The organism is Sulfitobacter sp. G5_S2_6_S6, assembly GCF_054968505.1.
The window spans coordinates 260,477-283,018 of sequence record NZ_JBQKUI010000002.1 but is presented as its reverse complement, the minus strand read 5'-3'; the positions used below and the strand labels follow the sequence as shown (position 1 = coordinate 283,018).

General features: G+C 58.8%; 18 protein-coding genes. 12 read left to right on the top strand and 6 right to left on the bottom strand.

The annotated features are described in order from the left end of the window. Positions 1–6: 6 nt before the first annotated feature. The 4 genes from ACTRWK_RS05410 (at position 7) to ACTRWK_RS05395 (ending at position 6,412) form a co-directional block, all read left to right on the top strand. On the top strand, positions 7–1,113 hold the full coding sequence (locus tag ACTRWK_RS05410) for a carbon-nitrogen hydrolase family protein (RefSeq protein ID WP_009825643.1): 1,107 nt from the start codon (positions 7–9) through the stop codon (positions 1,111–1,113). A gap of 83 nt (positions 1,114–1,196) precedes the next feature. Then, on the top strand, positions 1,197–3,935 hold the full coding sequence (locus ACTRWK_RS05405; protein ID WP_005850610.1) for an aminotransferase class I/II-fold pyridoxal phosphate-dependent enzyme: 2,739 nt from the start codon (positions 1,197–1,199) through the stop codon (positions 3,933–3,935). 23 nt (positions 3,936–3,958) lie between these two features. Next, positions 3,959–5,419: a biotin carboxylase gene (locus ACTRWK_RS05400; RefSeq protein WP_005850608.1), complete on the top strand. Its 1,461-nt coding sequence runs from the start codon at positions 3,959–3,961 to the stop codon at positions 5,417–5,419. A gap of 18 nt (positions 5,420–5,437) precedes the next feature. Next, complete coding sequence (locus ACTRWK_RS05395; protein ID WP_037965586.1) at positions 5,438–6,412, top strand: C45 family autoproteolytic acyltransferase/hydolase; 975 nt, start codon at positions 5,438–5,440, stop codon at positions 6,410–6,412. Between the two features lie 66 nt (positions 6,413–6,478). On the opposite strand, the gene ACTRWK_RS05390 is transcribed toward ACTRWK_RS05395, so the two are convergent. Next, positions 6,479–7,039, bottom strand: coding sequence for a type 1 glutamine amidotransferase domain-containing protein (locus ACTRWK_RS05390; RefSeq protein WP_064217270.1), 561 nt, complete (start codon positions 7,037–7,039; stop codon positions 6,479–6,481). Positions 7,040–7,205: 166 nt separating this feature from the next. Here ACTRWK_RS05390 and ACTRWK_RS05385 point away from each other — a divergent pair, with 166 nt between their 5' ends. The 7 genes from ACTRWK_RS05385 to ACTRWK_RS05355 all read left to right on the top strand — a co-directional run bounded on the left by ACTRWK_RS05385 (position 7,206) and on the right by ACTRWK_RS05355 (position 16,176). Continuing rightward, positions 7,206–7,853, top strand: a complete 648-nt coding sequence (locus tag ACTRWK_RS05385; RefSeq protein WP_005850602.1) for a paraquat-inducible protein A — start codon at positions 7,206–7,208, stop codon at positions 7,851–7,853. An 11-nt stretch (positions 7,854–7,864) separates the two neighbouring features. Beyond that, a complete protein-coding gene (locus ACTRWK_RS05380) occupies positions 7,865–8,470 on the top strand; it encodes a paraquat-inducible protein A (RefSeq protein WP_009825638.1) in 606 nt (201 codons plus the stop codon). Continuing rightward, positions 8,463–10,547, top strand: a complete 2,085-nt coding sequence (locus ACTRWK_RS05375) for an MlaD family protein (RefSeq protein ID WP_235183731.1) — start codon at positions 8,463–8,465, stop codon at positions 10,545–10,547. The genes ACTRWK_RS05380 and ACTRWK_RS05375 overlap by 8 nt, the downstream gene beginning before the upstream one ends. 3 nt (positions 10,548–10,550) lie before the next feature. Further along, positions 10,551–11,114 (top strand): PqiC family protein, encoded by a 564-nt coding sequence (locus ACTRWK_RS05370; protein WP_289081375.1) that lies wholly within the window; start codon positions 10,551–10,553, stop codon positions 11,112–11,114. Between the two features lie 219 nt (positions 11,115–11,333). Next, on the top strand, positions 11,334–13,469 hold the full coding sequence (locus ACTRWK_RS05365) for a GumC family protein (RefSeq protein WP_289084196.1): 2,136 nt from the start codon (positions 11,334–11,336) through the stop codon (positions 13,467–13,469). 112 nt (positions 13,470–13,581) lie between these two features. Beyond that, entirely contained in the window at positions 13,582–14,595 is a 1,014-nt protein-coding gene (locus tag ACTRWK_RS05360) for a hypothetical protein (protein ID WP_009825634.1), read from the top strand. A gap of 18 nt (positions 14,596–14,613) precedes the next feature. Further along, positions 14,614–16,176 (top strand): phosphate ABC transporter substrate-binding/OmpA family protein, encoded by a 1,563-nt coding sequence (locus ACTRWK_RS05355; RefSeq protein WP_289081373.1) that lies wholly within the window; start codon positions 14,614–14,616, stop codon positions 16,174–16,176. A gap of 3 nt (positions 16,177–16,179) precedes the next feature. On the opposite strand, the gene ACTRWK_RS05350 is transcribed toward ACTRWK_RS05355, so the two are convergent. The 4 genes from ACTRWK_RS05350 to dnaK all read right to left on the bottom strand — a co-directional run bounded on the left by ACTRWK_RS05350 (position 16,180) and on the right by dnaK (position 20,843). Next, complete coding sequence (locus ACTRWK_RS05350) at positions 16,180–16,767, bottom strand: hemerythrin domain-containing protein (RefSeq protein WP_184583630.1); 588 nt, start codon at positions 16,765–16,767, stop codon at positions 16,180–16,182. Positions 16,768–16,831: 64 nt separating this feature from the next. Next, the gene (radC, locus tag ACTRWK_RS05345) at positions 16,832–17,593 is read right to left on the bottom strand and encodes a RadC family protein (protein ID WP_005850587.1); all 762 of its coding nucleotides are present in this window, start codon (positions 17,591–17,593) and stop codon (positions 16,832–16,834) included. 107 nt (positions 17,594–17,700) lie between these two features. Further along, the gene (gene dnaJ, locus ACTRWK_RS05340; protein ID WP_289081372.1) at positions 17,701–18,858 is read right to left on the bottom strand and encodes a molecular chaperone DnaJ; all 1,158 of its coding nucleotides are present in this window, start codon (positions 18,856–18,858) and stop codon (positions 17,701–17,703) included. Between the two features lie 77 nt (positions 18,859–18,935). Further along, positions 18,936–20,843, bottom strand: coding sequence for a molecular chaperone DnaK (gene dnaK, locus ACTRWK_RS05335; RefSeq protein WP_005850585.1), 1,908 nt, complete (start codon positions 20,841–20,843; stop codon positions 18,936–18,938). A 208-nt stretch (positions 20,844–21,051) separates the two neighbouring features. Here dnaK and ACTRWK_RS05330 point away from each other — a divergent pair, with 208 nt between their 5' ends. Next, the gene (locus ACTRWK_RS05330) at positions 21,052–21,654 is read left to right on the top strand and encodes an alpha-ketoglutarate-dependent dioxygenase AlkB family protein (protein ID WP_037942528.1); all 603 of its coding nucleotides are present in this window, start codon (positions 21,052–21,054) and stop codon (positions 21,652–21,654) included. A 2-nt stretch (positions 21,655–21,656) separates the two neighbouring features. Here the strand turns inward: ACTRWK_RS05330 and ACTRWK_RS05325 are convergent, their stop codons facing one another. Continuing rightward, entirely contained in the window at positions 21,657–22,481 is an 825-nt protein-coding gene (locus tag ACTRWK_RS05325) for an ABC transporter permease (protein WP_005850582.1), read from the bottom strand. Positions 22,482–22,542 lie beyond the last annotated feature (61 nt).

Sequence of the window (22,542 nt, the reverse complement as noted above, 5' to 3'; positions counted from 1 at the left end):
CAAGTTATGACACCTTTTGCGATTGCAGGCGTGCAGATGTACGTCAACGCGCTGGAGTCCAACGTCGATGGCATGATCCAACGGCTGGACATCCTGATGGCGCGTTTTCCCTGGACCCAGATGGTCCTGTTTTCCGAGCTGGCCCCCTTTGGCCCGCTTGACCGGTTTGCATTGCCCCCCGAGAATGAAACGCTCGAGGTGTTTCAGGCCGCTGCACGCAAGCACCGTGTCTGGCTGATCCCCGGCTCCATGTTCCTCAAGAACCCCGAGGACGGGCGCGTGTACAACACTGCCGTTGTGATCAACCCCGAGGGCGAGATCATCCGCCGCTACGCCAAGATGTTCCCGTTCCGGCCCTATGAATCCGGCATCGCGGCGGGCACCGAATTCTGTGTGTTCGACGTGCCGGAAGTCGGGCGTTTCGGCTTGTCGATCTGCTATGACATGTGGTTCCCCGAAACCACGCGCCAGTTGACCAGCCAAGGCGTCGAGGTTCTGCTGACACCGGTTCTGACCGGCACCACCGACCGTGACGCAGAGCTGGCGATTGCCCGCGCGACCGCGGCGCAGTTCCAGTGCTATGTCTTTGCAGTCAACGGTCTGGGCGCAGGTGGCGTCGGTAAATCGCTGGTCGTCGATCCGACATCGATGGTCCTGCACCAGTCCGCCGGTCAGGAAGACATGTTCCCGATCGAAGTCGATCTGTCGATGGTGCGTCGTCAGCGCGAAACCGGCATGAAGGGTCTGGGGCAGGTCCTTAAATCCTTCCGCGACCGGTCTACCGACTTTTCGATCTATGACCGTTCCAGCGGGACAGACGCCTATCTGAACACGCTTGGCCCGCTTGAGGTGCCCCATCAGGGGACCCGCGCCGGTCTGCACGTCGATGTGCCCGCGCAGCGGGTGCCGGACGCGCCCGTGTTCAAAGGGCATGAAACAACGACACCTGCGGTTCAGCCGGGCTTTGCCCCCGAACCGCTACCAAATCCAACGGCGGGGACTGCCAATATCACGGCCCCTGCCGAAACACCTGTGGCTCCGGCTGCAGCGACACCAAATCCACCCGTAAAGCCCGGTGATCTGCCGGGCAGCGGGCCGACATCTAGCGGCTAGGCTGAGGCGTTCAGGTCCGGCGCTTTTCAAAAGTGCCGGACACCGGGATGCAGCAGTCGACCGCCCAAAGCGGAGTACGATTGATGCATTCTATGAACGATTATTCGTCGGCAATTCAGCTGAGGTCCGACCGATGGAGCGCGCTGCGTGAAGCGGCGAGCGGCCTGACCCGCGCCACCACAGCCAAGGAAATCGAAGCCCTGCGCAGCAAATGCGCCGCGCTGTTTGACTCCCTGTCGCTGATCGAACCCTATTGGGCCTTTCCGGGCATGGCGGCGTTCGAACACCTGCAACGGATGCTGAATAACAACAGCTTTGACGACATGGCCTTTGCGGTGAACCGCATCACGCGGGCGCTGACAACAGGGGCCTATCGCCGTCGCACCATCCCGCTGGAACGCGACAGCATCGATCACGACGAGCATGACGACGAGGCGATGCTGTCCCCCGAGGCGCGGGCGCTGACCAAACCGTATTTCGAGGTGCTGATCGTCGATGATGTGAACGACCAGCAAGAGCGCTGGCTGAAATCCAACGTCAGCCGGATGCGCCGCCCCGAAGACCCGTTCCACTACGAAGCCGTGGTGGTCAAATCCATCGAAGACGCGCTGATCGCGGTGCTGTTCAACCATAATATCCAGGCCATCGTTGTGCGCCCGGGCCTGACGCTCAAGTCCAAGATGGACGAGACGATACTGGTACGCTACCTCGCCCGCGCTGGTGGGCAGGAGGAGATCGACAAGCTCCAGCCCGAGAACTACGGCCCCGAACTTTGCCGCATGATCGCCAAGGTTCGTCCCGAGCTGGACGCCTATCTGGTGACCGAACGGTCGGTCGAGGATATCGCGGGTCTGGATCTGGGGATCTGCCGTCGGGTCTTTTATAACCAAGAAGACTTTATGGAGCTGCATCTGAACATTTTGCGCGGGGTGCAGGCGCGGAACAAATCGCCCTTCTTCACGGCGCTTGTCGAATATTCCAAACAGCCCACGGGCGTTTTCCACGCGATGCCGATCAGCCGCGGCAAGTCGATCACGCGGTCGCATTGGATTCAGGACATGGGCGCGTTCTACGGGCCGAACATCTTTTTGGCCGAAACCTCTGCCACCTCTGGCGGGCTGGACAGCTTGCTTGAACCCCACGGGCCGATCAAGGAGGCGCAAGAGCTTGCCAGTCGCGCCTTCGGGTCCAAGCAGACGTTCTTTGCCACCAATGGCACTTCGACCTGCAACAAGATCGTGGTGCAGGCTCTGGTGCGCCCCGGTGACATCGTGCTGGTCGACCGCGATTGCCACAAATCCCACCACTACGGGATGGTGCTGGCGGGGGCGCAGGTGTGCTATCTTGATAGCTATCCGCTGAATGAATATTCGATGTACGGTGCCGTGCCCCTGCGCGAGATCAAGCATCAGCTTCTGGCGCTCAAGGCCGCGGGCAAGCTGGATCAGGTGCGCATGTTGCTGCTGACAAACTGTACCTTTGACGGGCTGGTCTATAACGTCGAACGGGTGATGGAGGAATGTCTGGCGATCAAGCCCGACCTCATTTTCCTGTGGGACGAGGCGTGGTTCGCTTTTGCCCGTTTCAACCCGACCTACCGCCAGCGTACGGGCATGAACGCAGCCAATACGCTGCGCGCGCGGTTCAAGTCGGACGACCACCGCATCGCCTATGAAAAGCAGCAGGCTGAACTGAAGGATGCCGACGACGAGACGCTGCTGAACACGCGTTTGATCCCTGCGCCGGATTCGCGGGTGCGGGTCTATACCACGCAATCGACCCATAAAACGCTGACCTCCCTGCGGCAGGGATCGATGATTCACGTGAATGATCAGGACTTTAAGGGCGAGGTCGAACAAAGCTTCCACGAAGCCTATATGACCCATACCTCAACCTCGCCGAACTACCAGATCATCGCCTCGCTTGATGTGGGGCGACGACAGGTAGAGCTTGAAGGCTTCGAATTCGTGCAGCGCCAGATCGAGGCCGCTTTGTCCATGCGTCGTGCGATTGCCGACCACCCGCTGCTGAGCAAATACTTCAAGGTGCTGACAGCGGGCGACATGATCCCCGAGGAATACCGCGAAAGCGGGGTGACCAGCTATTACCATCAGGAACAGGGCTGGACCGATATGTGGGACTGCTGGGAGAAAGACCAGTTCGTCCTCGATGCCAGCCGCGTGACGCTGCTGGTCGGTGGGACGGGCTGGGACGGTGACACGTTCAAGACCGATATCCTGATGGATAAATACGGCATCCAGATCAACAAGACCTCGCGCAACACGGTCTTGTTCATGACCAATATCGGCACCACGCGGTCCAGCGTCGCCTATCTGATCGAGGTGCTGGTCGAGATCGCGAAATCGCTGGATGACCGTCTGGATGACGCCAGCAAGATGGAGCGTCGGTCTTTCGACAACCGCGTCGCCAACCTGATGGAGAACTACCCGCCGCTGCCGGACTTCAGCCGCTTTCACGAGGCCTTCCGCAACGACGATGTCACCTCCGAAGGGGATATCCGCACGGCGTTCTTCCTCGCTTATGACGAGAAGAACACCGATTACCTAGAGTTGAACGGCACGCTGAAAGAGGCGATGGACGCCAACCAGACGGTCGTGTCCGCCAGCTTTATCATCCCCTATCCCCCCGGCTTTCCCATCCTCGTCCCCGGACAGGTGGTAAGCCAGGAAATCCTGTCGTTCATGCGGAATTTGGACGTCAGCGAAATCCACGGTTACCGCCCCGATCTGGGGCTGCGCGTCTTTACGGATGCGGCGCTGAAACGGGTGCGCAAGAAAAACCTGTCGTCTTCACCTGACTAAGATTAAGCAAAGGACCAAATATCATGACAACGACTGTTCTCAAGAATATCTCGGAAATTCGCCGGTTCTTTCACCGTAACGAAGACCCTGTTTACTTTATCTCGGCCACGAACTTTAACCTTCTTGGTCTCGATGAGTGGGTGAAAAACTTTAAGTATATCTGCTACATCGACTGCTACGGCGGCAAGCACCCCAATGTGTTCTGCCCCTCGGAACAGCCCCACGCTGAATTCCAGAGCATCGAAGACATCAACAACTATCTGTTGCAGCACAAAGAAGTCATCGATTTCGTCAAGCGGCGCGGTGGCAAGCCCAAGTTCGTGTTCCTGATGTTCGACGAGGAAACCGAACGCCTGTCGAAAGAACTGGGGGCGGATGTCTGGTTCCCCAAGGCCAAGCTGCGCCAAAAGATGGACAACAAGATCGAAACCGTGCGGATCGGCAACAAGGCCGGTGTGCCGTCGGTGCCGAATGTGCTGGCCGAGGTCAAGGATTACGAAGACCTCAAGAAGACCTGCGAGAAGGCCGGGATCGGTCACGATCTGGTGCTGCAATCCGCCTTTGGTGACAGTGGCCACACGACGTTCTTTATCAAGTCCGAAGCAGACTTCCGCCGTCATGAATCCGAGATCGTCGGCGAGGGCGAGATCAAGATCATGAAGCGGATCGACTGCCGCGGTTCCGCGATCGAGGCTTGTGCCACCAAAGAAGGGACGATCGTTGGCCCCTTGATGACGGAGCTGGTCGGTTTCAAGGATCTGACGCCCTATCGCGGGGGCTGGTGTGGCAATGAAATCCTGTCGACCGCCTTCCCGCCCAAGGTCCGCCAGAAAGCGCGCGAGCTGACCTATAAGTTCGGCGAACAGCTGCGCAAGGAAGGCTATCGCGGCTATTTCGAGCTCGACTTCCTGATCGACAAAAAGACCGGTGACATCTGGCTGGGCGAGCTGAACCCGCGCATCACGGGCGCGTCGTCGATGACGAACCACGCCGCCTTTGCCCATGCGGATGCGCCCTTGTTCCTGTTCCACCTGCTGGAATTCAGCAAGAAGAAGTTCAATCTGGATGTTGAAGAGCTGAACAACCGTTGGGCCGACCCCGAGATGATCGACGGCTGGAGCCAGATGGTGATCAAACATACCGAAGACAGCGTCGATATCTGCACCGAAGCGCCCGAAACAGGCATTTACAAGATGCTGGAAGATGGCCGCGTTGTGTTCGACCGTTTCGATTATCACCGTCGCGCCGTGGAGTCCGAGAACGAAGCGTTCTTCCTGCGCATCCTGCAACCGGGTGATTACCGCTATGAAGGGGCCGATATTGGCATCCTTGTGACCCGCGGTCGGTCGATGACGAAGTCTTTCCAGTTGAATGAGCGCGCGAAAAAGTGGATTCACGGGATCAAGCAATCGGTGAACGGTCGTCCTCTGCCCGTCGCAGAGGCGGGTCCGGCGATGTCTGATCCGGCGTTCAAAATCCTCTAAGCACCGAAAGGGCAGCACATGCTGTGGCGTGCCATTTCAGAAGAACTGCCCGGTCCCAAATGGGCCGGGCTTTTCGCCGAATACTGGCCTCACTACCGTAAATGGTGGCTGAAGGAGGGCGAGCCCGCGCGCCCGACCTATGCCGAATGTCGTCGTGCGCTCAAGGCGCATATGCCCGACCTCATCCCGCTGTACGAAGATCTATGTGATCAGGCGGGCGGGGGTGATCTGGCGGCAAGGTTCCTGAGCTTTTACTGCCCGCCGCCCTATCTGTCGGGATGTAGTCAGGCGGTCTGGGGCGGCAAGGAACCTGTCATGGTGCGCAATTATGACTATAACACCAACGCTTTCGACAGTCTGGTGCTGCACACCGGCTGGAAGGGGCGCCGCGTGATGGGCACCTCTGACGGGTTGTTCGGGCTGGTGGACGGGGTGAACGACGCGGGGCTGTCGATATCGCTCACCTTTGGGGGCCGTCGTGTGGTGGGGGTGGGCTTTGGCGTGCCGCTGATCCTGCGCTATGTGCTGCAAACCTGCGAGACTGCCGAGCAAGCGGGCGAAATTCTGGCACGTGTGCCGACCCACATGAGCTATAACGTCACCGTGCTGGACCGCAAACGCAAGTATCTGACGGCGCTGATGGCACCGGACCGGCCTGCGATCATCACCAAGGCAGCGGTGGCGACCAACCATCAGGAAAACGTCGAATGGATCAGCCATGCGCGCTTTACGGCGACGGTTGAACGCGAGAGATATCTGCTGCAACGGTTGCGGTTTCACCGTGATCCGGAAGAGAAATTCATCAACACGTTCCTGAAACCGCCGCTCTATTCGCACCAGTTCAACGCAGGCTTCGGCACGCTTTATACCGCTGTCTATCGCCCCCGCAAACGCGAGATGGAGCACCGCTGGCCCGGAACCGTCTGGCATCAGAAGCTGGACGCGTTCGAGGAAGGGTCGCGCAACGTCCTGATGCCGGGGGTTGTGGCGTAACTCTATCCCTGCACACGAAAAAAGGCGGGGCACATACCCCGCCTTTGTGTTTCGCTGTAGCCTGATTCAAGCGGCTTTGCGGTTGTGTTCACCTTCTTCGACTTCCTCGACGATCTTGGCGATAAACGCATCCAGATCTTCCGGGGAGCGGCTGGTGATAATGCCTTGGTCCACGACGACTTCGCTGTCCTCGTAATGCGCACCGGCGTTTTTCACATCCGTCGCGATCGAGGCGTAGGAGGTTGCGGCGCGGCCCTTGATGATGCCAGCTTCGATCAGCAGCCAAGGGGCGTGGCAGATCGCGGCAACGGTCTTGCCTGCGTCAGCAAAGCTTTTGATCAGCGATACGGCGTCCTTGTTGGCGCGCAGCAGGTCGGGGTTGATCTGACCGCCGGGCAGGACAATCGCGTCATAGTCATCAACAGTGACATCCGACAGGGCTTTATCGGCAGCAACTGTGTTGCCCCAGTCGTCCTTGTCCCAGCCCTTGATGTCTTTGCCATCAGGGGTGGCAACATGCACCGTGGCCCCTTTGGCTTTGAGGTCATTCAACGGGCGCTCCAGCTCGGATTGCTCGAAACCATTGGTGGATAGGATCAGAATTTTCGCGTCTGTGATCTGTGTCATTAGAAAGCTCCTTTCATGTTCGCTATCTTCACCGACACAACAAAGACATTGCGCGAATGTTCCAGCGCTGGAACCTGCATTGACGGGATTCCGCCGATGCCCAGAATGAACTTTTCGTGTCCAGAATTCGATACACACGGTTTGTGATCTCCTTTATACCGAGGGGATGAAAGACACCGTCGACCCTGCACCATCCGTCAATCTGGAGGAGATCATCGTCTGCCCCCAATGCGACGCCGTGTATCACCTCAAGGTGCCCAAGGTCGGCGAGAAGGCGGTTTGCGAACGGTGCCATACCGTGTTGATCGAACCGCGCAAAAAGGCGGGGCTGAAGATCATTGCCATCGCCATTGCCACCTTTGTTCTGATCCTTGGTGCGACGTTCTTTCCGTTTCTGGATATTGATGCGGCGGGCAACAAGAACTCTGTCTCTGTGATGGACGCGGCGCTGGCGTTTTCCAGCGGGCCGCTTTTGCTGCTGTCGCTGGCGACGGCTGCCTTGATCATGCTGGTGCCCTTGGCGCGGGTGATGCTGACGCTTTATGTGCTGGTGCCCATCGTGCTGGACCTGCCGCCCGCACGCCACGCAATGCAGGCGTTCCGCCTGTCGCAAGCGTTGCAACCGTGGTCGATGGCCGAGATTTTCGCGCTTGGCTGTGCCGTGGCGCTGGTGAAGATTGCCGATCTGGCGACTGTGGGGTTTGGGCCAGCTTTCTGGATGTTTTGTGGTTTGGTTGTTCTGATTGTGGCGCAGGACAAATTCATGTGTAAATGGTCGGTATGGAATTCGCTGGAAAATCCCAAAAAATCCTAAGCGCCCGCGAAATGGGGTTGGTGGCCTGCACACGGTGTACCCGTGCGTGGCCTATCGGCACGCCTGTCTGTCAACGCTGCGGCCACAAGATGCTGTCGCGCGACTTTGGCAGTATGCAGCGGGTCTGGGCGTTCTGGGTCGTGGGGCTGATGTGCTATATCCCCGCCAATATGTACCCGATGCTGAAAACGCGGACCCTGTTTCAGGTGGATGAAAGCACCATCGTCGGCGGTGCGGTCGAACTGGCGCATCACGGCTCTTACGGTATTGCCTTTATCATCCTGCTCGCGTCGGTCGCGATCCCGCTGGCCAAGTTCTGGGCAATCGCTTATCTGGCGGTCAGCGTTAAGACGCGTAATGCGGCGGCACATCGGTCGCGCCATGTGATGTATGAAATTGTCGAGTATATCGGCCGCTGGTCTATGATCGATATCTTTGTGGTTGCGATCCTTTCGTCGCTGGTGCAACTCAAAACCCTTGCGACCATTAACCCCGGCCCTGCGAGCATGTTTTTCGCCTTGTCGGTCATTTTTACCATGCTTTCTGCACAGGCCTTCGACTCCAGACTGATCTGGGACACGAATGCTTTCGATGGGGATCCCGATCAACATGTCTGACACGCCACCCGAGGTTAAGGTTAAATCCGCGCGCAAACTGTTCCTGAGCGGCGCGTCGATCGTCTGGATCATTCCGATCCTGGCGTTGGTTGCGGCTTTGGGCGTTGCGTTCAGCAGCTATAATTCCCGCGGTCCTGTGATTTTTGTCGAATTTGACAAAGGCGCCGGCATCAAGGCGGGCGAGACCGAATTGCGTTACCGTGACGTGACCGTTGGCCGGGTCGAGGAAGTCGGCTTTACCACCGGTCTGGGCAAGGTCGTCGCGTCGATCCGCGTGGACAAGAATGTGGCCCCCTTTATCGACGCCAGCGCGTCCTTCTGGATCGTCCAGCCCGAGGTTTCGGCGCAGGGGATCTCGGGGTTGGGTACGGTGCTCAGCGGCGTCTATATCGAGGGCAGCTGGAATGACGAAGTAGGCGATTTTGCCGAACGGTTCGTCGGGTCGGATTCGCCACCGTTGATCCGCGCCGGGCAATCCGGTCTGCAAATCGCCTTCCGCACCGTTGGCAACGGCACCCTGACCGATGATGCCCCGATCCTGTATCGCGGGATCGAGGTGGGCCGTCTGGGCAAGGCAGAGATCGCCCCACGCGGGAACTTTGCCATCGTAGAGGCGCTGATTTACGAAGAGCACCGCAACCTGATCAACAGCAGCACACGCTTCTGGGACAGCTCTGGTTTCAGCCTCTCCCTTGGGCCAGGTGGTGCCGAGATCGACTTTCAGTCCATTGCGACGCTTATCGGGGGCGGGGTGACGTTTGATACATTCGTTTCCGGCGGCGACCGCGTGCAAGACGGCACCGTATTCGACATTTTCCCAAGCAAGGAAGACGCCCGCAGCGCGGTTTTCAACGCCTCGGAAGTCGAGCCGCTGCTGATCAACGTGATCTTTGATGAAAACGTCTCCGGACTGGCCGTCGGCGCCCCTGTCGAGCTGAGCGGTCTGAACATCGGCGAGGTCGACTCCCTTGCCGGTATCGTGGATTACGACCAGTTTGGTGACAGCCGCGTGCGGTTGAACGTGACGCTGGCCATCCAGCCCGCGCGGCTTGGCCTGCCGGGGGATGTATCTGCCGAAAGCGCGCTGGCGTTCTTGCAGGACCGTGTTGTGAACGGTCTGCGCGCGCGGCTTGCCTCTGCCAGCCTGTTGACCGGTGGTTTGAAGGTTGAACTGGTGGTGGTCGAAGACGCGCCAAGCGGGCGTCTGGTGGCCGCGGGCGAAAACTTCCCTGTTATGCCCACGACCAAGAACGAAACATCAGATGCCGCTGCCACTGTCGAAGGTGTCTTTAGCCGCATCAACAACCTGCCCATCGAAGAGCTGTTGAACAGCGCCATCGGTCTGATGAATTCGCTACAGGCTTTTGTTGGCAGTGACGAGCTGCAACAGACCCCGCGCGATGTCCGCACGTTGATCAACGAGGTCACGGGGCTGGTATCGTCGGACTCGGTGCAGAATATCCCCGTATCGCTGAACGCCACGCTGCTGCGTGTCGAGACGCTGGTCGCGACACTCGAGGAAGAGCAGATGGCGAAACGTCTGCTGGATGCGGTTGACTCCGTCTCGGAAGCCGCCACATCCTTCAGCACCTCGACCGAGGGCGTGCCCGAACTGGTCGAAGAGATGCAGGCCGTCGCTGCCAAGGCAAGCGAGTTGGAACTGCAACAGCTGGTGGACGAGTTGACCGCGCTGACCCGCTCTGCCGATCAGGTGATTGGTACGCCGGACGCCGTGGCGCTGCCCGGATCGCTGAAAAACGCCTTGGACGAGCTGAACTATACGCTGCAGGAACTGCGCGAAGGCGGCGCGGTCGAGAACGTGAACCAGACGCTGGCATCAGCGCGTAACGCGGCGGATAATATCGCGGTGTCGGCACAAGACCTGCCACAGATCGTGAACCGTCTGTCGACCCTGTTCACGCAGGCAGAGCGTACAATTGAAGGGTACAACAAGGGTGATCAGATCAGCCGTACCGCACAAGAAACCATGCGTGATATCCAAAAAGCAGCCGATGCGCTTGCATCCTTGGCGCGCACCATTGAACGTAACCCCAATTCATTGTTGCTGGGACGGTAAAATATGAACGTTGTAAAAAGTATCGCAAGCCTTGGTCTCGTGGCCTTTCTTACCGCTTGTGGATCCGCAGATCGCTATGCCGTGGACATGCCCCCGGTCACAGAGCAGGTGAGCATCCGCTTCAACTCGGTCGAAGTGCGTGATGTATCGCTGCCCAGCTATGCGGCTGCCGATGAAATCCACGTGCGCAAATCGAACGGTACGTTGGTGAGCTCTTCCGACGAACTTTGGGCGGATTCGCCCGAACGGGCCGTCGCCTTGGAATTGAGCGAGAACCTGTCGCGCCTCACCAACCGTCGGATCGCATCCGAGCCTTGGCCATTCGAAGCCTACCCCGATGCCCGGCTTGAGCTGCGGTTCAGCGAATTGCTGGCCGCTGAAACAGGCCAGTTCCGCGCCTCGGGCCAGTATTTCGTCGCCGTATCCACCGGAGGAAGCGAACGATCGGGGTTGTTTGACCTGACCGTAGCTTTCGACCCCAAGGGGGGACCCGCCGCCATTGCAGCGGCACGCGGGCAACTGATCCTTGATTTGGCCAGCTACATCGCCAAGAATGGACTAAAGTGACGTAATTCCAGCGCGATTTCCCGATAGGGGACAATTTTACACGACTTTTGATTGAATTTTTTTCATAAGGATTTAGCAAGGCCGCCATCACCCTTTGGGCGCAATCGCATAACAGGCAGACCTTCTTCATCTCATGCCCGTTGACGCTACCTGCGATACCGCGGGCATCTTGCCTGATACATTACTTTTAGCCAGTTCTGGCCATGATCAACGGACCACATGCATATGATGAACCAAAGCCAATCGAACTTTTCCGGGCCCAGGGACGAAGATGACGACACCATCGATCTTGGCGCGCTGATTGGTACGTTGTGGCGCGGCAAACTGATTATCGCTGCTGTCACACTGATTTTCATGCTGCTGGCGGGGTACTATGCCTATGGCGTGGCTGTGCCGACCTATCGGTCCACCGCGGTTGTGGTTCTGGACACCAAAGAAGACAGCATCGTGGACCTGCAGGCTGTGGTTGGCGGGTTCTCCGGCGATAGCACCGAGGTCAATACAGAGGTTGAGGTACTGCGGTCCCGTGGGTTGGCGGGCAAAGTTGTCGACCGGCTGAACCTGATTGATGACCCAGAGTTTAACGGCGAACTGCGCGAACCATCCATGATCGGTGGCATGATCTCTGGCCTCAAGGGGATGCTGTCTTCGGGGGCACCCGAAGAAGAGTTGGACCCCGAGCTTCAGAAAGCCAAAACCCGCGATGCGGTTGTGCAGGCTTTGCTGAACAAGGTCTCGGTCTCTAATATCCGCCAAAGCCTTGTGTTCAACGTCACGGCTGAAACAGAATCTCCGGTTAAATCTGCCCAGATCGCGAATACGATTGTTGAACTGTACATCCTCAACCAGATCGAAGTGAAATTCGAGGCGACGGAAAAAGCGACTGAATGGCTAAGCAACCGTGTGTCCGAGCTTCAGATCGAGCTTGAGAATGCCGAGAAGAAAGTATCCGAATTTACGGCGCGCACCCAACTGGTTTCGATCGAGGGCCTGCAAGCGCTCGAGCGTCAGATAAAAGAACTCCGTGACCGCATTGATGGTGCCGCCTTGACCCGCGAGGCGCTTCAAACACGCCTTGCTGACCTAGAGGCCGCGCAAACGCCCGATGAAAAGCTCGACGCCGCGCAAGACGCCGCACTGACGCGTATCTTTAGCAACGGGCTGTCGTCGGAAACGAACCAGACGGCATTTGACCTCCGGTTTGATACGGTGATGACACGGGTTCGGGCTGATCTGGTGCGCAGCACGCAACAACTCGAAGCGCTGCGCAACTCGGAAGAAGAGCTTGGGGAGCAGTTGGCCTCGCAAGGGCAAGACCTGATTGAGCTGCAACAGCTGACCCGTGAATCCGAAGCAACGCGTCTGCTGTATGAATATTTCCTGACCCGCCTCAAAGAGACCTCTGCCCAAGAAGGCATCCAGAAGGCCGACAGCCGCATGCTGTCCAGCTCGGTCGTGCCAAATTCACCAAGCGCGCCGAAGAAATCGCAGATCATTGCGCTGGCGATGATCCTCGGGGCGATGGTCGGCTCGGGGCTCGTACTGCTACGCGAATTCAGAACTCGCACGTTCCGCACCGCGAACGAGCTTGAGCAACACACCGGCTATACCGTGATCGGGCAGATCCCGCTGATCCCTTCGCGTCACCGCAAGGACACTCTCAAGTATCTGTCGGACAAGCCAACGTCTGCCGCCGCCGAAGCGATCCGCAACCTGCGCACCTCGTTGATGCTGTCGAACCTCGATAAAAAGCCGCAGGTCATCGTATCGACCTCATCCATCCCGGGGGAGGGGAAGACCACCGTCTCGCTGTCGCTGGCGAAATTCCTGTCCGGTCTGGGCAAATCCGTCCTGCTGGTCGAAGGCGATATTCGCCGCCGCACGCTGAACGAATACTTCCCCGATATGCCGCGCAACGGTATCGCGTCTGTCCTGAACGGCGATGTGAAATTCGCCGATGCGATCCATACCCCAGACGGTTTTGGCGCGGATGTTCTGGGCGGCGAAAAGACCAATGTGAACGCGGCGGATATCTTCTCCTCCGATCGGTTCAAATCCTTCATCTCCGAGATGCGCGATCAGTATGACTTCATCATCATCGACACGCCGCCTGTGCTGGTTGTGCCGGATGCACGTATCATCTCGCAGAATGCCGATGCGATCCTGTTCTCTGTGAAATGGGACAGCACGAACAAAGGTCTGGTCGAGGAATCCATGCGCTTCTTCCACAACTCGAACCAGCGGATCACCGGTCTTGTGCTCAGCCAGATCGATGAGAAGGGCATGAAACGCTATGGCTATGGCGGCGAATACGGTGCCTATGGGGCCTACGGCAAGGGCTATTACGACAGCTAAGCAAGGCTTGGGCATGCCTCAAAACTGCCCAAATCTTTCCCCTCAAGGGTCATAACAGGGCCGCTCTGCTGGGCGATATTCATTGGGAAGTTATCCCAGTGAGGACCCCCAGATGGCACGTATGAAAGAGATCGCAACAGCTGCTGGCACGCTCGCCTGCGCTTTGGGCATCGGCTACGTGATGCAAAGTTCTGACGCTGCGACAGCCCGCTATGGCTCTGACGCCGCTGTGAAAGAGCAAGAGCTACGCCGGCTAAGCAACGAGAATGCCGTGCTCGAGGTCGAAGACATCGTCCTCACCTCGGCCGAGTTCAATGCAGCCCCGCTGGAGCCCACGGTGGAGCTGCCCGATTCTGCCCCCGTCATGTTGGCCGCTGCAAGCGCGGACGAACCGATCTCTCGCCCAGTTTCCGCCCCAATTGCGACGGAACCAGCGGCCACACAGACCTGCGATATCACCGCGAACGCGCGCCCCGTCGCGGCAGCTATGGTGAACCTGACACTGGCGGCACCCTGCATGCCAAACGAACGGATCACAGTGCATCACAGCGGTATGATCTTTACCCAAACCACATCTGACACCGGCGCGCTGGACATTACCGTTCCGGCGCTTGCGCAGGATGCGACCTTCGTCATTGCTTTCGGAAACGGCGAAGGCGCGATTGCGGATGCGAAGATTGATGATCTGGCCGAATTTGACCGCGTGGTTCTGCAATGGAAGGGCGACACGGGTTTCCAGATGCACGCCCGCGAATTCGGGTCCGACTATGATGGTTCGGGCCATGTCTGGGCTGGCAAGCCGCGCAGCGTTGCCTCCGCGATCACCGGTGAAGGCGGATTTATGACTGTGAACGGCGACCTCAGCGCGGCAGAGCCACTGGTGGCCGAGGTGTACACATTCCCCGCTGCGATGGAAAACGCCGATGCCCGCGTTGCGCTGACCGTGGAAGCCGAAGTGATCCAGGCGAACTGCGGCCAAGAGATAGAGGCGCAATCGATCGAACTGCTTGGCGATGCCACGCTTAGAACGCGCGACCTAAGCGTCGCAGTGCCGGATTGTGATGCGGTCGGCAGCTTTCTTGTGTTGAATAATCTGCTCCAAGACATGAAGGTTGCGGGACACTAACGCAACGCTTGGGGTCTTATGATCACGATTATACGTGCGGCGGTTCTCGCCGCACTTTTCTTATGTTCGGCGACGCTGTCCGCAGGGGCGCAGGATGTCGCGCTGTCCTCCCGTGATGGCAAGATTGAACTAAGCGGCACCTTGCTCGGCTTTGATGGCGAGTTCTACCGCGTCGAAACCGAGTATGGCGAGCTGACGGTCGATAGCACCGGCGTTCAATGCGAAGGGCCGGGCTGCCCCAATCTGGACCCTTTCGTCGCCGAGCTGCAGCTTTCGGGTTCGGCCACGATGGGTGAAGTGTTGATGCCTGCCTTGATCGACGGGTTTGCGCAGCGCAACGGCTATACCGCTGTGCGCGAGGATGAAGACGAACACCGCTTTACCTACCGGTTGATCGACGAAAAAAACGAACAAACCGTTGCACTGTTCATGTTTCGGGCAAGCAACAGTGACGAAGGCTTTGCCGATCTTCTGGCAGATGAGGCTGATATCGTGATGTCCCTGCGCGAAATGCGCCCTGAAGAGCGGGTCCGCGCGCGCGAGGCGGGGTTGGGTGATATGACGGGCCTGAACCGCAGTCGCGTGCTGTCGCTTGATGCTGTTGTGCCGGTGGTGTCGGCCTCGAACCCGGTCAAGCAGATCTCTCCGTTGATGCTGGCGCGGGCCTTTGCGGGGAAGGTGACCAACTGGCAGGCGCTTGGCGGGCCGGACGCACCCATTGATCTGCACCTGCCCGACACCAGCAGCGGGCTGGCACAAGCGATCAGTGATCAGGTGATGCGGCCCGCGACGCTGAAGTTCACCGACGATATCACCCGCCATGCCCGCCCTGCCGATCTGGCGGAAGCGGTGGCAAACGACAGTTTCGCGCTTGGCATCACCAGCTATGCCGAACAACGTGATACCGATGTGTTGACGCTCTCTGGCAGCTGCGGCTTTGCGCTCGATGCCTCGCGCCGCACCATCAAGACCGAAGATTACCCGCTGACCGCGCCGATGTTTCTGTACTTTCCGGCCCGCCGTCTGCCGCAGGTGGCGCGTGAGTTTCTGGCCTTTACCCGCAGCCCTGCGGCGCAGATCGTGATCCGGCGCGCGGGGTTTGTGGATCAGACGCCCGAGGAGATCCCCGTCGAGGATCAGGGCAACCGATTTACAAACGCGATTGCTGTCGCGGGGCCCGAAATCACGCTTGAGGAACTACAGCGGATGAATGCGGCATTGAAGCCCATGGCGCGGCTGTCGACCTCTTTCCGGTTCGAGGCGGGATCGGTGCGTCTGGATGCACAATCGCGGTCAAACGTGCAGCAACTCGCCCGCGCGCTCGAGGTGGGGCAGTACGACGCGCGCCGTTTGTTGTTCGTGGGGTTCAGTGACGGGCAGGGCGCGTCTTTCGCCAACCGTGACATCGCGCTGCGTCGGGCAGAAGCCGTGCGGCAAGCGGTGATCACCGCGGCGGTGACCGCCAATCTGGAACGTGTGACGCTGGATCTGGACGCCTTTGGCGAGGCGATGCCAATGGCCTGTGATGATACCGCATGGGGGCGTCAGGCCAACCGGCGGGTAGAGGTCTGGGTGCGCTAAACCCTAGCGAAACTGGGGCGGGGCGTATTTCAGCAGCACCGGCACGACCAGTTCTTCCTCGTCGATCAGATGGCGGTTCAGCATGGGTTTGAACGCATCCAGCCGCTGTTTCATGGCCGCGGTACTGTCCAGGAAACCTGCCGCGTCCCCCTCATGGCGCAGGACGGTATTTGCCGTCTCGGCCAGATCGTTCAAAATACCATCAAGACTGTGGTGGTCGCGATCCAAAATATCGAACCCCTGCGCCGCACCTCGGTCAAGCTGCGCCATCACCGGAAAATACTGGGCATCCTCGATATGGTGATGACCGTGCAGCTCGTTGATCAACATCCCGCCGAAACGCGACAGTTTGCGTTTGTAGGTCTCGGGCGGCTCGACGCGGTCCATCGCCAGTTGCGCGTCCCCCTCCATCTGGTCCAGCAGACGGCGGAACATCATATGACGATCCAACCAGAACGCGATCAGGCGGGAGTAATTCGGGTTCTCCTCCCAACCGTCGCGCGGGAAGGCTTTGATCAACGCACGCAGCGGATCGGGCAGGCCATCGCGCTGCATCAGGGAAAGCGGGTCGGGGGGCGGCGTATTGGACATAGGCCAAAGCTAGTGCCGGGGGGTGATCCGGTAAACTGCGCAAATTCGAACACGACAGTTGCGCTTATAAGTACCCTTCGCTGCGAAAACTAAGCTCGCGTGATTTGCCGATGATCAGATGGTCGTGCAGGGTCAGCCCAAGGGCGCTGCAGGCTGCGAAAATCTGCTGCGTCATGTCGATGTCGGCTTGCGATGGGGTCGGGTCGCCCGAGGGGTGGTTATGCACCAGAATAAGCGCGCTGGCGTTCAGTTCAAGCGCGCGTTTGGCGACTTCTCGCGGGTAGACGGGGACGTGATCGACAGTGCCCTTGCCCTGTTCCTCATCGCCGATGACGACGTTCTTGCGGTCCAAATAAATGACGCGGAACTGTTCGGTTTCGCGGTGCGCCATCGTAGTGTGGCAATAGTCAAGCAGAGCGTCCCAGCCTGAGAGCACATGCTGCCGCATCACCCGTGAGCGGGCCATACGGTGGGCTGCGGCTTCAATCACCTTAAGCTCGACAATCACCGCGTCGCCCACGCCCGAGATATCCCTAAGCCGTGGTTCAGGCGCGGTGATCACGCGGTTGAAGTCACCGAACCTGTCCATCAGCGCGCGGGCCAGCGGTTTGACATCACGGCGTGGGATGGCGCGGAAGAGCACCAGTTCAAGCAGTTCATAGTCCGGGATTGCGGCGGCACCGCCCTGCATAAAGCGTGCGCGCAAACGTTGTCGGTGATCCGCTATATACGAAGGCTGTTTGCCCGATGCGGGCGGTGCGGGCACCGCTTCGTCCCCCAGAAAAGGCAGGCGCGGGTCAGAAAAGTGAGCGTTGTTGCGTCCCATTGGCCCAGCTTGCGGCCAAAGAGGTTATCATTCCGTTAACGCGGGCAGGGGCGGAAACAAAAAGGGCGGAGCCTGCGGCCCCGCCCGATGTTTTGTATGCTCAGGTCTTACCCTTTCATCGAATCCCAGAAGGATTTCACCGACGAAAAGAAGCTGCTGCTTTCAGGATTGTTGTTGGAGGATTCCGTTTCGAACTCCTGCAACAATTCCTTTTGGCGGCTGGTCAGGTTCACCGGCGTCTCGACTGCCAGTTCGATGATCATATCGCCTGTACCACCCCCACGCAGCGGGGGCATACCCTTGCCGCGCAGACGCATCTGGCGACCGGACTGGCTGCCCGCCGGGATTTGCACGCGGCCACGACCACCGTCGATCGTTGGCACCTCGATGCTGCCCCCAAGGGCGGCGGTGCTCATCGAAACGGGAACGCGGCAGAACAGGTTTGGCCCGTCGCGTTCGAACAGCTTGTGGTCCTGCACCTCGATAAAGATGTACAGATCACCCGACGGCCCGCCGCGCATGCCTGCTTCGCCTTCGCCGGCCAGACGGATACGTGTGCCGGTTTCAACGCCCGCAGGGATGTTCACCGACAGCGCACGGTCTTTTTCAACACGCCCGGCACCGCGGCAGGATTTACAGGGGTTCTTGACGATCTGGCCCATGCCCGAACAGGTCGGACAGGTGCGTTCGACCGTGAAAAAGCCCTGCTGAGCACGGACCTTGCCCATACCGGAACAGGTGGGGCAGGTGGTCGGCTCTGCGCCGCCTTCTGACCCGGAACCGTTACAGGAATCGCAGGCCACAGAGGTGGGCACGTTGATCGACTTCTGCATGCCCCGATACGCATCTTCGAGCGTAATCCCGAGGTTATAACGCAGATCGGCACCGCGTGCGGCACGGCGTCCGCCGCCGCCCCGCTGGCCACCCATGAAGTCGCCGAACAGGTCGTCAAACACGTCAGAGAACGCCGAAGAGAAGTCGCCCTGACCGCCGCCGCCAAAGCCGCCGCCACGATGGCCACCGCCACCGCCCATACCCCCTTCAAAGGCCGCATGACCATACCGGTCATAGGCGGCTTTCTTTTCGGGATCTTTCAGGACTTCGTAAGCTTCGTTCGCTTCTTTGAACTGGGCTTCGGCATTGGGGTTGTCGGCATTGCGATCGGGGTGCAATTCCTTGGCTTTGGTGCGGTAGCCCTTTTTGATCTCGTCGGCAGAGGCACCTTTAGCGACGCCGAGCGTCTCGTAGTAATCACGTTTGGCCATGAATTAGCTCCTACGCTGGAACGTGACGGGCCGGCCCGGCAAGCGGACCGGCCCCTTCAGTGGTTCCGTGGGCGTGCTTACGCGCGCTTGTTATCGTCCAGATCTTCGAAATCGGCATCGACGATATCGTCGTCACCTTCGGGTGCATCCGCAGCCGGGGCAACGTCTTCGTTTTCGTCCTGAGCCGCCTTGTAGATGGCTTCGCCCAGTTTCATCGCTGCTTCGGTAACGTTCTGGATACCGTTGTTGATCTTATCAACATTGTCAGTTGCCAGTTCGTCGTTCAGTGCAGCAATGGCCAGTTCGATCGCTTCGACGGTGGTCGGGTCAACCTTGTCAGAATGCTCTTCCAGCGACTTCTCGGTCGAGTGGATCAGCGATTCCGCCTGGTTTTTCGCCTCGATCAATGCGCGGCGCTCTTTGTCGGCGTCGGCATTTTCTTCGGCGTCTTTCACCATCTTTTCGATATCCGCATCGGACAGACCGCCGGATGCTTGGATCGTGATCTTCTGCTCTTTGCCTGTGCCTTTATCCAGCGCGCCTACGGCAACGATACCGTTTGCGTCGATGTCAAAGGTCACTTCGATCTGGGGCATACCGCGGGGTGCGGGTGGGATGCTTTCCAGATTGAACGCGCCAAGGATCTTGTTGTCCGCAGCCATTTCACGCTCCCCTTGGAAGACGCGGATGGTCACGGCGCTTTGGTTATCCTCAGCGGTCGAGAAGACCTGCGACTTCTTCGTCGGGATCGTGGTGTTGCGGTCGATCAGACGGGTGAACACGCCACCCAGCGTTTCGATACCAAGGCTCAGCGGTGTCACGTCCAGCAGAACAACGTCTTTGACGTCGCCTTGCAGAACACCGGCCTGAATGGCCGCACCCAGGGCAACAACCTCGTCAGGGTTCACACCCTTATGGGGCTCTTTGCCGAAGAACTTGGTCACTTCCTCGATGACGCGCGGCATACGGGTCATACCGCCGACCAGAACGACTTCGTCGATCTCGGATGCGGAAACACCGGCATCTTTCAACGCGGCTGCGCAGGGCTTCATCGACGCTTTGATCAGGTCACCAACCAATTGCTCCAGTTTGGAGCGGGTCAGCTTCATCACCATGTGCAGTGGCGAGCCATCTTTGCCCATCGAGATGAACGGCTGGTTGATCTCTGTCTGGCTTGCGCTGGACAGTTCGATCTTGGCCTTCTCTGCCGCTTCTTTCAGACGCTGCAGCGCCATCTTGTCTTGGGTCAGGTCGACGCCGTTGGTCTTTTTGAATTCATCCGCAAGGTAGTTCACGATGCGCATGTCGAAGTCTTCACCACCCAGGAACGTGTCACCGTTGGTGGATTTCACTTCGAACAGGCCATCGTCGATTTCAAGGATGGTCACGTCGAATGTACCGCCGCCAAGGTCATAGACCGCGATGGTTTGCGTGTCTTTCTTGTCCAGACCATAGGCCAGGGCCGCCGCTGTCGGTTCGTTGATGATCCGCAGCACTTCCAGACCGGCAATCTTGCCCGCGTCTTTGGTCGCCTGACGCTGAGCGTCGTTAAAGTAGGCAGGCACAGTGATCACGGCCTGGGTGACTTCCTCGCCCAGATAGGATTCCGCTGTTTCCTTCATTTTGCCAAGGATGAACGCAGAGATTTGCGAGGGGGAGTATTTCTCGCCCTTGGCTTGTACCCATGCGTCACCGTTCCCACCGTCCATGACGGTGAAGGGCAGGTTCTTTTTGTCCTTGGCCAGATCCGCGTCGTCATTGCGACGGCCGATCAGGCGTTTCACGCCGAAAATTGTGTTGTCGGGGTTGGTAACCGCTTGCCGTTTGGCAGGCTGTCCAACCAGACGTTCGTCGTCTGTGAACGCAACGATGGAGGGCGTGGTGCGCGCGCCTTCGGCGTTTTCGATAACGCGAGGCTGGCTGCCGTCCATGATGGCGATACAGCTGTTTGTCGTTCCTAGGTCGATACCAATAACTTTGGCCATGTTTGATCCCTCTTTTACTCAAGGCGATGACACGAAGCGCAGGCCCGTTGTGGCACCTTTGCCCCGATCTTTTTCACCAAAGGCCGGATGCCTTTAGCGGTTCTCGGCGTATATAAGGAGCAGATATGGACCCTGCAACCGTTGCATGAGAAAGGAGAGGCGGATTCTGCGTGGATTTTTCGCGAAAGCAGGCAAGAAGGGCGTTTAGATGACGATATTGCGGTTACGCGGCTTCGAAATTCACAAATCTTACCTTACGTTGTCGGCGCAGCGCGGGCTGCTGGATGCCGTGCGCGGCGTTGTCAAACAGGTGCCGTTCTTCCGACCGGTCATGCCAAGCGGGCAGCAGATGTCGGTGCGTATGACCTCCGCGGGGGACTACGGCTGGCTGTCCGATACGCAGGGCTATCGCTATGCGCCAACCCACCCCAACGGCACCCCGTGGCCTGCGATCCCGCCCGAGGTGTTGGCGATCTGGAATGACCTGACGGGGTTGGAACGGCAGCCGGAGTCCTGCCTCATCAACTATTACGCGTCAGACGCGAAGATGGGCCTGCATCAGGACAAGAACGAGACGGATTTCCGCTGGCCGGTCGTGTCCATCTCGCTTGGCGACGAAGGAATGTTGCGCGTCGGCGGTCAGAAGCGCGGTGGCAAAACCGACAGCCTTTGGCTGCAATCGGGCGATGTCGTCGTCATGGGCGGCGAGGCACGGCTGAACTATCACGGGATCGACCGCATTCGTGCGGGGTCTTCGACGCTGTTGCCCAAGGGCGGGCGGATCAACATCACGCTGCGGGTCGTGACCTGAGCCTAGCGTCGCGCGCTCCAGCTCGCGGAGGCATGTTTACGGGTGTAGAATTCACCCATCAGCCCGATCACCATCAGGACCACACCGACCCAAACCGCATATTCCCAGTTACTGTAGCGCGGGTTGTAGTTGATAAACGCATATCCGCGCGCCTGGTCGATGACGTGGAACAAGGGGTTCCAGTCAAACATGGCCAGCATGAAGGACGGCAGCGAATTGGCCAGAAACATCTTGCCCGAGGCGATCATATTCGCCCGCTGGTAAATCGTCGTGAAGATCTGTGTAAAGGCCGGTGCCCAGGGTTTGATGGCCAGCAGCACCATTCCCACGGCCACGCCCGTAAACCACGCGATCATCAGCATGAACATCACGCCCGACGGGTCGTAGATCACCACCGGATTGAAGGCGAGGTGATAGACCGACATGATCAGGATCAGCGATAGCATCTGAATATACAGCGCGCCCAAGGCCGCCGCAGCCAGTGCGATCATCGTGGTCATCGGCGCGTGTTTCATCATCGCGCTCGCCGGTCCCTCGGCAGCGGCGACGGCGGCAACCGTTTTGGTGTGCACCATGAACAGAAAGATGCCGGTCATGATGTAGATCACGAAATCGCCCCGAATGGCCGCCCCGCGCATCCCCAGAACCGAGAACATGACATAGAACACGCCAACAAAGATCACCGCTTGCAGGATGTTGATCCCGATGGCGGCAAAGGCATTGTTGTGCTGCTTGCGCACAGAGCGCACGACGGAGTGGTAGACGAGTTCGAAGAAGTTAACGGCCGAGCGGAAATTGCCCGTGTTGGTGCGCCTTGGTTGAAACATCGTAAAGCCTCTTTGTGACGTACCCTCGCACGGAATTCTTGCTGTTCCGTCAAGGCGCAAT